Raw genomic sequence first — 11,408 nt, forward strand, 5'->3', positions numbered from 1 at the left:
CACCTCTCCCCACCGGCGCCGGGGCCCGCGGTCCCGCCGACCCGGCCCCGATCGTCGGCCCGCCACCGGTCAGGGCGTGCAGACCCCGGCGATCAGCCGCTTGCAGCTCTGCCCGGCGCCGCCGTCGTTGCCCAGCGCCCCGGCGGGGGCCGAGTTGCCCGCCCCGCCGGCGCGGGGTGCGGTGGTCCAGGCCCCCGAAGCGATGTCGCCACCACCACCACCGGCCGCGGCCTGGCCGTTGCCGCCCTTGAGGCCCCCGGCGCCACCGCTGCCCGCGGAGGCCACCGCGGCGGCGGCGTTCACGATCGACCCGGTGCCCGAGTGGAAGATGCCCACGCTCGGGCCGCCCGCGCCGCCACCGCCACCGGCACCCCCGCCACCGGCGCCGCCACCACCGCCGGCGCCGCCGGGGCCGCCGTCCGGGAAGCAGGCGTACAGGCCCAGCCCGCACAGGTTGAGCCCGGCGAAGGTCGGGGTGGCGTTGCCCACCGGCGCCCCGCCGTTGCCGGCGTTGCTCACCGAGCCACCGCGCCCACCCGGACCGCCGTTGCCGCCGTCGCCGCCCTTGCCGCCGTTGCCGCCCTTGCCGCCGTTGCCGGCGCTGGCGGTCACCGTGGCGTCGACCACGACCGTGGCGTTGAAGGCGTAGATCCCGAAGGAGCCTCCGCCCGCGGTGCCGCCCTGGCCGCCCTGGCCGCCGCCGCCGGCGCCGCCGCCGCCACCGCCACCGCCACCGCGGTCCCAGCCCTCGCAGATCCAGGACCAGTTGGCGCCGGCGTTCTGGCCGCCGCCGCCACCACCGCCGCCGCCGCCCCTGCCCGCGGTGCCCGAGGCGCCGTTGCCGCCGTTCGCGCCGGACCAGGTCGCACCGGCGACCCCACCGGCACCACCGGCGCCACCGGTCGTGCCCGCGCTACCCGCCGCGCCGCCACCACCGCCGCCGCCCGGGTCACCGTTGCCGCACACGGCGCTGCCCGAGGGGGTGCCACCGGCACCTCCACCACCCGCGCCGGCGCCGCCGCCACCGGTCGCACCGGGGTTGCCGTTGCCACCGGTGCCGAAGCCGGCCCAGTCGGGCGTCGGACAGGGCGCGGAGCCGCCCGCGCCACCCGCGGCCGCGCCGCTGCCGCCAGGCCCGCCCGGGCTGGGTGGGCGCCCCGGCACCGTGTAGCAGTTCTCCCAGCCGGTGCCGCCCTCGGCCCCCGCGGTGCCGTTGACCCCGTTGGCGCCGTTGGCGCCGTCGGTGCCCGGCAGGCCGGCCTCCGCCCGGGCCCGGACGTTGGTCAAGGTCACGTGCGCGCCGTTCACGGCCCGCAGCCCGTACACCGAGGCCCCGGCGCCGAGGCCGCTGTTGGTGCCCTGCAGGGTCAGGCCGTCGACGGTCGCGGTCACCGCGCCGCTCGCCAGCGCGGCCTGGGGCGCACCCCGCAAGGTGGTGAGCGTGTTGTCGGCCACGCCCGGCGCACCGGCGGTGCCCGGCCGCGACCAGCCGCGGTACTGATCGAAGCCGCCCATCAGGCGCACCCCGCTGGCCAGGCTGAGACCCGCGCCGACGTTGTAGGACCCGACACCGACGACCACCTGTGGCCGGCCCGCGGCCGCGGCCGCGGCCATCGCGGCCGGCACCGTGAGCTTGGGCGCGGCGGCCGAGCCGGGGGCCGCGTTGTCGCCCCGCTCGGACACGAAGACCGCATCGCGGACCTCGAAGACCACCGAGTCGCTGCCGGTGAGGCCCACCCGGTCGGACTGCTCGACCACCGCGGTGTAGATGCCGGGGGCCAGCGGAGCGGGGGCGGTGGCGATCCAGCTCCCGCCGGACACCACGCCGGGGAAGCTCTGCACGACCGTGGCCCCCTGCCGGATGGACACGTTCACCGCGGGGTGGTCACCCCGCTCGAGCCCGAGGTCGCCGGCGTAGGTCAGCGCGGTCCACGAGTCGCGGTTGGCGCCGTCGACCGGGGTGACCAGCGACGGGGAGGGCGCCTCGGTGTCGGCGTAGCCCACGCCGTCGGCGGTCGCGCTCGGGTCACCGACCCCGCGGCTGTTGATGGCCCGCACCTGGTAGGTGCAGGTGACCCCGGCACCGCAGTCGTGGACCAGGCTCCGGCCGGCGCCAGTGCCGGTCGGCTGCCACGGGCCCCAGGTGGCGCCGTGGTCGGTCGAGATCCGCACGTCGTAGCGCCACGGGGCCAGCGGTGGGACCAGCGCGCTCGCCGGCAGATCCCAGGAGAGGGTCACCAGCCCGAGCCCGTCGGGATTGGGCACCGCCGCCAGGTTCTCGGGTGCGGAGGGCTGGTGGTCGTCGTCGAGGATCACCAGGCGGGCCGAGGGCGTACCGATGGTGACCGGCCCGCTCACCGCCGTGAGGTTGACCGTCGCCTGCTCGTCACCCTCCCGGAGGTTGTCGTGGCGGATGGTCACCTTGACGGTCTTGCGCTGCTGGCCGGCCTGGAAGGTCACGTTCTTGTTCAGGCTGTTGAAGTCGAGCGCGGTGGCGGTGCCGGGCGCGGTGGCGACCTTCACGGTCAGCGGCGCGCTGGCCGGCCGGTTCAACGACACGTCCACCAGCACCGAGCCGAGCCCGGTGTCGCCTTCCCACACCGCGGTGCCCGCGACGGTGGCCACACAGCACGGGGCGCTCGAGCCGTCGTTGTCGAGGATGGTGACCGTGCCCTGCGAATCCTGGATCGGGTACCCGACCGGGTTACGCAGCTCGACGGTGAAGCTCTCGTCGGCTTCGGCCAGCAGGTCGGGCTTGATCTTCACGGTGACGGTCTTGGCCACCTCGCCGATGCCGAACTTGAGCGTGCCGGTCTTCTGGGCGAAGTCCACCCCGGCGGTGGCGGTGCGGGCGATGGTGCGGTACTGCACCTGTGAGGCCACCGCGGCCGGGCCGCTCAGGCGGACGGTGACGTTGGCGTTGAGATCACCCTGGTCGGACTCGGTGATCGACACGTCGCCGATGGCGAACCCGGGCACCGTGTAGTCGGCCGGGGCGTCGCCGTCGTCGTCGACGATCGTACCGGCGGTGACCAGAACCTGGCCGTCGTACTGGGTGACCTCCAGGGTGAAGGACTCGGCGTCGCCCTCGTCGAGCGCGTCGTCGAGCACCGGCACGGTGACCGTCTGGGGAGCCGTGCTCCCGGCGCTGAACTGGAGGGTGCCGGCGACGCCGGTGTAGTCGGATCCGGCGGTGGCCGAACCGTCGGCGGTGGCGTACGGGATCGACACGTCGAACGGCGAGGGGCGGGTTGGGGTCACGGTGAAGGTGATCGCCGCGCCGGGCCCCTCGACCGCCGAGCCACCCGAGACCCGCACGGGCGGCGCGTCGTCGTCGATGATGCGTCCCGGGGTCGACCCGCCGACGCTGGCGGAGCCGTGGGTGTCGGTGATCTGCAACGACAGGGATTCCGTCTCCTCGAAGGTGAGGTCGGCCGCGACGTCGACCAGGACCGTCTGGCTGAGCGAGCCGCCGGGGGTGAAGGTGAGCGAGCCGGTCACCGGCGCGTAGTCGCCGGGGGCGACCGCGGTGCCGTCGACGGTGGCGTAGTCGAGGGTCACCGTGCTCAGCGACGGCTTGGAGAGGCTGACCTCGAAGGCGAGCTGGCCACCCGCACCGGGGGCGCTGCCCTCGACCACCGAGCCGCCCCGCACGGACACCGCCGGCACGTCGGCGACGGTGTAGGTGGTGGAGGTGGTCGAGCTGTTCCCCTTGTTGTCGACCGCGGTCACGGAGAAGGACTTGGTACCCACGCTGGAGGTGTCGATGGGCGAGCCGTTCGGCACCGTGCCGGTGCAGGAGGCCACCCCCGACCCCGGCGCCGGGTCACTGCACGAGTAGGAGGCGTTGACGACCTGGCCCAACCCGTAGGTGGCACCGCTCGCCGGGGTGATGATGGTGGCGGTGGGGGCGGTGACGTCCGGGGGGATGATGGTGGTGGTCGACAGCGCGGGGACCGGCGCCACCGGCGTGCAGGTCGTGACCACGTCGCTGGCCCCGATCGGGGACGGGAAGTTCACGTTGACCGTGGTGGTGAAGAAGGACAGCTTCGGCTGGATGGTGGCGAAGGCCGGCCCGGCCGCCTTCAACACGGTGTTGATGGTGGGGATGCGGAACGTCGCCCCGCCGGGGATCGGGCCGGGGATGCTGAGCTCGAGGCGGTTGGCGCCGGCGTTGTAGGTCAGCGAGGGGGTGCCCGCGCCCGGCGGCATGATGCCGTCCGCGCCCAGGCTGTGGCTCACGTACACCGCGTTGGCCGCGATCGGGATGTTCATCCGCAGGTCGCGCAGGCTGTTGACCGCGAACCCCGAGGCGCTGCTCGGCGCCTGCGTGGTGTCGCTGGCCGAGGAGACCGTGAACACCGTGTCGTTCTCCACCCCGTCAGGGGCGGTGGTGGTGACGGTGACGTCCTGGGACACCGCGACCGAGCCGATCGGGGTGTTGGCCGTGCAGTTCATCGGTGTGGTCACCGGGGTCGTCGCCGCATCGGTCGGGAGGATCGAGCTCCCGATGGCCAAGCCGGTGGATGCGAGCGCGAACGTGAGAACGACCGCGAGCTTGCGACGCACGCGCATGGTTGGGTACCGCCCCTCTTGTCGCCCGGGGTGGGCCATCGCCTGCCCACCCGCCCTCCAGTTGAACGTGACCGCAGTCACGCATCGCCGGGGCGACCATAACAAGGATGAGCCGATCCGTCACGCGCCGTGGTTATTTTGAGCGTGATTCCGGTTCTGGGGCTCAGAATCTCACGCTACGTGGTGATCACCTCACCCATCCGGCCTGCAACCCGGCGTGACCCGGAGGAACCGGCGGGTCACAGCGAGCGGCCGAGGAAGGCCAGCAGCCGGGTCTGGTCGTCCGCGCCGGGCGGGGGCTCGAGCCGCGGAGCTCGGCTACAGCGACCAGGCGCACCTCACCCGGGACTTCACCGCGGCCATCGGCATCCCGCCGGCGCGCTACGCCCGGCTCGCTCGCACGCAGGCCACCGGCACCGTAGAGTGAGCACGACACGCACGGGAGTCCGGAGGACCGGGCTGAGAGGGGGGCTGATCCGCCCCCGACCGTTTCGAACCTGATCCGGATCATGCCGGCGAAGGGAGCACGAGGTTGGCCGAGCTGGGTCGCCTGCACGTCATCACCGATCGGCTGCCGATCGCGGCCGCGGCGCTGGATGCCGGTGCACCGGTCATCCAGGTCCGGGCCAAGGACGCCACCGACGCCGAGGTCCACGACCTCACCTGCCGGGTGCTCGAGCTGGCCGCGCCCCACGGCGCCACGGTGGTGGTGGACGACCGGCTCGACGTGGCGCTGGCCGCGGGCGCGCACGGCGTGCACGTCGGCGAGCACGACCTGCCGGTCGGTGCCGCTCGGCGGGTGGCCGCCGACCCCGCGTTCGTGGTCGGCGGCACCGCCCGCGACCCGCTGACCGCCCGGGCGCACCAGATCGCCGGCGCCACCTACCTCGGGGTCGGCCCCTGCTACGCCACGTCGTCCAAGGTGGGGCTGCCCGAGCCCGGCGGGGCCGAGCGGGTGCGGGCCGTCGCCGCAGCGGTGTCGATCCCGGTCATCGCCATCGCCGGGGTGACCGCGGCCCGGATCCCCGAGCTGCTCGAGGCGGGCGCGCACGGGGTGGCGGTCATCGGCGCGATCCGTGACGCGGACGACCCGCGGGCCGCGACCCGCGAGCTGCTCGCCGCGCTGGAGGCGGTGCAGCCGTGACCGGCCGCGCGGTGGTCGCGGGCGGCGGGATCATCGGGCTGTCGATCGCCTGGCGGTTGGCCCGAGCAGGACTCGCGGTCAGCGTCGTCGACCCGGCACCCGCCAGCGCGGCGTCGCACGCCGCCGCCGGGATGCTCTGCCCGGTCGCCGAGGCCCGCTACGGGGAGGAGGCGCAGGTCGCGCTGCACCTCGCGGCGTACGACCGGTGGCCGGGCTTCGCGGCCGAGCTGGAGGCGGCCACCGGCGCCGAGCTCGGGCTTCGCCACAACGGCACCATCGCGGTGGCCCTCGACGCCGACGACCTGCGGGCCCTCGACGCCGCCCGCCGCTTCCAGGAGGAGCTCGGCCTCGAGGTGCAGCGGCTGCGCAGCAGCGAGTGCCGGGCCCTGGAGCCGATGCTCTCGCCACGGGTGCGTGGCGGTGTGCGCGTCGATCGGGAGTCGTCGGTCGATCCCCGCCGGGTGTGTGCTGCGCTGATCGGCGCGGCCCGGGCCGCGGGCGTGGAGCTGGTGGAGCAGCAGGTGACACAGGTGCTGGCGGGCGGCGGGAGGGTTCGAGGTGTGGCGCTCGAGGGCGGCGACGTCGTGGCCGGCGATCACGTGGTGCTGGCGCTCGGCCCGTGGAGCGCCGCCGTGGCGGGCCTGCCCGCGGAGGCCGCACCACCGGTGCGCCCGGTCAAGGGCCAGATCCTGCGGCTGCACTTCGAGCCGGCGTCGCCGCCCGTCACCCGCAACGTGCACGGCCTCGTGCACGGCTGGTCCATCTACCTCGTGCCGCGCACCGACGGGGAGCTGGTGATCGGGGCCACCGTCGAGGAGAAGGGCTTCGACACCACCGTCACCGCCGGAGGGGTGCGCGAGCTGCTGGACGCGGCGGTCGAGCTGGTGCCGGCGGTGGCCGAGCTCGAGCAGGTCGAAGCCCTCGCCCGCCTCCGGCCGGCGAGCGCCGACCACGCGCCGGTGATCGGGCCGACCAGCGTCGAGGGGCTGGTGCTGGCCACCGGCCACCACCGCAACGGTGTGCTGCTGGCGCCGATCACCGCCGACGCGGTGGCCAGCCTGCTCGTCGACGGCAAGCTCCCGCCGGAGGTCGCGCCGTTCACGATCGAGAGGTTCCGGCGGTGATCGTGCTCAACGGCGAGCCGTGCCCGCTCGACGAGCAGGCCACGACGGTGGCCGCGCTCGTCGAGCGTCTCGGCGCGGGCACCCGGGGCGTGGCGGTGGCCGTGAACGGTGAGGTCGTGCCCCGCAGCCGGTGGGCGGATCAGCCGCTGCGCGAGGGCGACCGGATCGAGATCCTGCGGGCGGCCCAAGGTGGCTGAGCGAACCGAGCGCGACGCGAGCGCCGACCGGCTGAGCATCGCCGGTGAGCACCTGCGCTCCAGGTTGATCCTCGGCACCGGCGGCGCACCGAACCTGGAGGTGCTCGAGCGGGCCGTTCGGGCCTCGGGCACCGAGCTGGTGACCGTGGCGTTGCGCCGGGTCGACCCCGGCCAGCCCGGCGGGCTGCTGGAGATGGTCGATCGCACCGGGGTGCGCGTGCTGCCCAACACCGCCGGATGCTTCACCGCCGCCGAGGCCGTGCTCACCGCCAAGCTGGCCCGCGACGCGTTCGAGACCAACTGGATCAAGCTGGAGGTGATCGGCGACGAGCGCACGCTGCTGCCCGATCCGGTGGAGCTGCTCGACGCGGCCGAGCAGCTCGTCGACGACGGGTTCGTGGTGCTCCCCTACACCAACGACGATCCGGTCACCGCCACCCGCCTGGCGGAGATCGGCTGCGCGGCGGTCATGCCGCTCGGGGCGCCGATCGGCAGCGGCATGGGGATCCGCAACCCCTACAACCTGGCCATCATCCGGGAGCAGGTGCCGGTGCCGGTCATCCTCGACGCCGGCATCGGGACCGCATCCGACGCGGCGCGGGCCATGGAGCTGGGCTGTGACGGGGTGCTGCTCGCCTCCGCGGTCACCCGGGCGCGCGACCCCGAGCGGATGGCCCGAGCCATGCGGGCCGCGGTGGAGGCCGGTCGCGAGGCGCACCTCGCCGGTCGCATCCCCCGCCGGCTCTACGCCCAGGCTTCCACCACGTTCGACGGCCTCGCCGAGCTCGACCCCGGCGAGCCGGAGGAGCGCGGGTGAGCGCGCTCCCCCGCCTGCTGGTGCTCACCGACCGCACCCAGACCGCGGGACGTCCGCTGGTCGAGGTGGTGCGGGCCGCGGTGCGCGGCGGGGCCCGGGCCGTCGTGCTGCGGGAGAAGGACCTGCCGGCCCCCGAGCGCGCCGCCCTCGCCGCCGCGCTGCGCCCCCACGTGGAGGTGCTGCTCGTGGCCTCCGATCCCACCCTGGCCTTCGACGGCGGCCCCGCCGACGGTGTGCACCTCGCCGGCGCCGACCCCGCCCCGCAGCCGGCGCCGCCGCTCGTCGGTCGGTCCTGCCACGACCCCGGCGAGCTGTCCCGAGCCCGCCGGCAGGGATGCCACTACGTCACCGTGTCGCCGGTGTTCGCGTCGCGCTCGAAGCCGGGCTACGGGCCGACGCTCGGCATCGACGGGCTGCGAGGGCTCGTGGCCGCAGCCGGGGTGCCGGTGTTCGCGCTCGGTGGCGTCACGCCCGCCAATGCGGCGGCCTGCCTCGAGGCCGGCGCACACGGCGTGGCCGTGATGGGTGAGGTGATGCGCGCCGGCGACCCGGCGAGCACGGTCGCCGCACTGGGGCGAGCGATCGCCGTCGCGGGGGGCGAACCGTGAGCACACCGGCGGTGGCGATGACGATCGCCGGATCGGACTCGGGGGGCGGAGCCGGCATCCAGGCCGACCTTCGGACCTTCGCCGCGCTGGGGGTGTTCGGCACCTCAGCGGTCACCGCCCTGACCGCCCAGAACACGACCGAGGTGCGCGCCGTGCACCCCGTGCCCGCCGAGATGGTCGTGGCCCAGATCGACGCGGTGCTTGACGACCTGGACGTGCGGGCCGTGAAGACCGGGATGCTGGCCGGCACGGAGATCGTCGACGCAGTGGCGGCGCTCGCGGCTGCGGGCCGACTCCCGAACCTGGTCGTCGACCCGGTGATGGTGGCCTCCTCGGGGGCCCGCCTGCTCGATCCCGCCGCCGAGCGGCGCTACCTCGAGGGGCTCTTCCCCCACGCCCGGGTGGTCACCCCCAACCTGTGGGAGGCGCAGGTGTTGCTCGACCGCGAGATCACCACCCGCGCCGGCCAGCGAGAGGCCGCGACGGCGCTGCTCGCCAGCGGGCCGGAGGTGGTGGTGGTCAAAGGCGGCCACCCGGTCGGCGGCGAGCGGGGGGACCTCGGCGAGGCCGTCGACGTCGTCGCCACCGCGGGCGGCACCATCGAGCTTCGCCGCCCGCGGATCCCGACCGTGAACAACCACGGCAGCGGCTGTTCGTTCGCCTCCGCGATCGCGGCCCACCTCGCGCTGGGCCACGACGTCATGGAGGCCATCGAGCACGCCAAGGACTTCGTCCACCGGGCCGTCGCCGGGGGCGCACGCTGGGCGCTCGGTGCCGGTCACGGACCACTCGACCACCTCGGATGGGAGCGAGAGGAGCAGGCATGACCACCACCAAGACCTACCTGGACGGGCCGGACGGGATCCGGGTCCCGCAGCGGGAGATCACCCTCAGCAACGGCGAGGTCCTCCACCTGTACGACACGTCCGGGCCGGGCGGCGACCCCACCCGCGGCCTGCCGCGCCTGCGCGACCCCTGGATCCGGGCCCGCGGCGACGTCGAGGAGCACCCCGGTGCCCGCCGGCCGTCGTTGCGCGATGACGGGCGGGCGGCGGCGCGCCGGGGCGCCACCGCCACCGGCCAGCCGTGGCAGGGCCCACCGCGGGCGCCGCTGCGAGCCAGGCCGGGCCGGACCGTCACCCAGCTGCACTACGCCCGCCGAGGGGAGATCACCCCTGAGATGGCGTTCGTGGCCCGGCGGGAGGGGCTCGACCCCGAGCTGGTGCGCGACGAGATCGCCCGGGGGCGGGCCATCCTGCCAGCGAACGTCAACCATCCGGAGAGCGAGCCCATGGCCATCGGCCGGGCGTTCCTGGTGAAGGTGAACGCCAACATCGGCAACAGCGCGGTGGCCAGCTCGATCGCCGAGGAGGTCGAGAAGCTGGCCTGGGCCACCCGCTGGGGAGCCGACACGGTGATGGACCTCAGCACCGGGCCCGACATCCACACCACCCGGGAATGGATCATCCGCAACAGCCCGGTCCCCATCGGCACGGTGCCCATCTACCAGGCCCTGGAGAAGGTCGACGGCACACCCGAGGAGCTCACCTGGGAGCTGTTCCGCGACACGGTGATCGAGCAGGCCGAGCAGGGGGTCGACTACATGACGATCCACGCCGGGGTGCGGCTGCGCTACGTGCCGCTCACCGCCGGGCGGGTGACCGGCATCGTGAGCCGGGGCGGGTCGATCATGGCCGCCTGGTGCCTCGCACACCACACCGAGTCGTTCCTCTACGAGCACTTCGACGAGCTCTGCGAGATCTTCGCCGCCTACGACGTGGCGTTCAGCCTCGGTGACGGGTTGCGGCCCGGTTCGATCGCCGACGCCAACGACGAAGCCCAGCTCGCCGAGCTGCGCACACTCGGCGAGCTCACGGAGCGGGCCTGGCGCCACGACGTGCAGGTGATGATCGAGGGTCCCGGTCACGTGCCCATGCACAGGATCGCCGAGAACGTCGAGCTGCAGCGCGACTGGTGCCGGGAGGCGCCCTTCTACACCCTCGGCCCGCTCACCACGGACATCGCACCCGGCTACGACCACATCACCAGCGCGATCGGCGCGGCGATGATCGCCATGCACGGCACGGCCATGCTCTGCTACGTCACCCCGAAGGAGCACCTCGGCCTGCCGGATCGCGAGGATGTGAAGCAGGGGGTGATCGCCTACAGGATCGCTGCCCACGCCGCGGACCTGGCCAAAGGCCACCCGGGCGCCCGGGCCTGGGACGACGCGCTCAGCCGGGCCCGGTTCGAGTTCCGCTGGGAGGACCAGTTCGAGCTGGCCCTGGACCCCGACACCGCTCGAGCGTTCCACGACGAGACGCTCCCGGCGGAGCCGGCCAAGACCGCGCACTTCTGCTCGATGTGCGGCCCCAAGTTCTGCTCCATGCGCATCACCCAGGACGTCCGACGCTACGCGGAGGCACGAGGGGTCCCCGAGTCGCAGGCGATCGAGCTCGGGTTGCGGGAGAAGGCGGCCGAGTTCAAGGAGCGCACGGCACCACGAGGGCCGTGACGGATCCATGACGATCGGCCCATCTGGACCGGCCGAGGTCTGTACGGGCTGGTGCGGGGTAGCGAACGACCCGTGAGAACCTCGTCCCGGGGGGTCGGTGCCGGGCCCGCCCCACTCGTCGAGGCGCAGGCGTCGTTCGCGCCGGAGTCGGTGTCGGTGGGGCAGGCTCGGGCGTTCGTGGTCTCGGCGCTCGGACTGGCGGGCGGTACGGCGAGCACCGTGGCCCTGCTCACCTCGGAGCTGGCCTCGAACGCGGTGCTGCACGCCCGGACCCGGTTCACCATCACCGTCGAGCGCTTCGCCGACCACGTGCGGGTCGGGGTCGGAGACACGGACCGTGGCCTACCGGTGTTCCGGGGGCGGGAGGCATCGGACCTCGACAGCGGCCGGGGGTTGGTCGTGGTGCACGGGCTGGCCAGGCGCTGGGG

9 protein-coding genes and 1 riboswitch are annotated in these 11,408 nt (G+C 74.4%); of the genes, 8 read left to right on the forward strand and 1 reads right to left on the reverse strand.

Translation table 11 applies throughout. From position 1 onward, the window contains the following. Positions 1 to 69 precede the first annotated feature (69 nt). On the reverse strand, positions 70 to 4,569 hold the full coding sequence (locus V7004_RS13115; RefSeq protein WP_334144517.1) for a Calx-beta domain-containing protein: 4,500 nt from the start codon (positions 4,567 to 4,569) through the stop codon (positions 70 to 72). A gap of 434 nt (positions 4,570 to 5,003) precedes the next feature. Next, positions 5,004 to 5,116: riboswitch (TPP riboswitch) on the forward strand. On the opposite strand from V7004_RS13115, the gene thiE reads away from it, so the two are divergent. From thiE to V7004_RS13155, 8 genes are all read left to right on the forward strand, one after another. Continuing rightward, a complete protein-coding gene (gene thiE / locus V7004_RS13120; RefSeq protein WP_334144519.1) occupies positions 5,108 to 5,719 on the forward strand; it encodes a thiamine phosphate synthase in 612 nt (203 codons plus the stop codon). (Overlaps the previous riboswitch by 9 nt.) Continuing rightward, the gene (thiO, locus tag V7004_RS13125; protein ID WP_334144520.1) at positions 5,716 to 6,843 is read left to right on the forward strand and encodes a glycine oxidase ThiO; all 1,128 of its coding nucleotides are present in this window, start codon (positions 5,716 to 5,718) and stop codon (positions 6,841 to 6,843) included. The genes thiE and thiO overlap by 4 nt, the downstream gene beginning before the upstream one ends. Then, positions 6,840 to 7,040, forward strand: coding sequence for a sulfur carrier protein ThiS (gene thiS / locus V7004_RS13130; protein ID WP_334144521.1), 201 nt, complete (start codon positions 6,840 to 6,842; stop codon positions 7,038 to 7,040). The genes thiO and thiS overlap by 4 nt, the downstream gene beginning before the upstream one ends. Further along, positions 7,033 to 7,857, forward strand: a complete 825-nt coding sequence (locus V7004_RS13135; RefSeq protein ID WP_334144522.1) for a thiazole synthase — start codon at positions 7,033 to 7,035, stop codon at positions 7,855 to 7,857. The genes thiS and V7004_RS13135 overlap by 8 nt, the downstream gene beginning before the upstream one ends. Then, on the forward strand, positions 7,854 to 8,465 hold the full coding sequence (locus V7004_RS13140) for a thiamine phosphate synthase (protein ID WP_334144523.1): 612 nt from the start codon (positions 7,854 to 7,856) through the stop codon (positions 8,463 to 8,465). The genes V7004_RS13135 and V7004_RS13140 overlap by 4 nt, the downstream gene beginning before the upstream one ends. Next, positions 8,462 to 9,292 carry a bifunctional hydroxymethylpyrimidine kinase/phosphomethylpyrimidine kinase gene (gene thiD / locus V7004_RS13145; protein WP_334144525.1) on the forward strand — a complete coding sequence of 277 codons (831 nt, stop codon included), beginning with the start codon at positions 8,462 to 8,464 and terminating at the stop codon, positions 9,290 to 9,292. The genes V7004_RS13140 and thiD overlap by 4 nt, the downstream gene beginning before the upstream one ends. Beyond that, positions 9,289 to 10,980: a phosphomethylpyrimidine synthase ThiC gene (gene thiC / locus V7004_RS13150; RefSeq protein WP_334144526.1), complete on the forward strand. Its 1,692-nt coding sequence runs from the start codon at positions 9,289 to 9,291 to the stop codon at positions 10,978 to 10,980. Before thiD ends, thiC begins: the two co-directional genes overlap by 4 nt. Positions 10,981 to 11,052: 72 nt before the next feature. Continuing rightward, positions 11,053 to 11,408: ATP-binding protein (locus tag V7004_RS13155; protein WP_334144527.1), on the forward strand; the 356-nt coding region annotated here is incomplete at its 3' end.

The organism is Rhabdothermincola sp. (assembly GCF_036846205.1).
GTDB lineage: Bacteria > Actinomycetota > Acidimicrobiia > Acidimicrobiales > Acidimicrobilacustridaceae > Rhabdothermincola.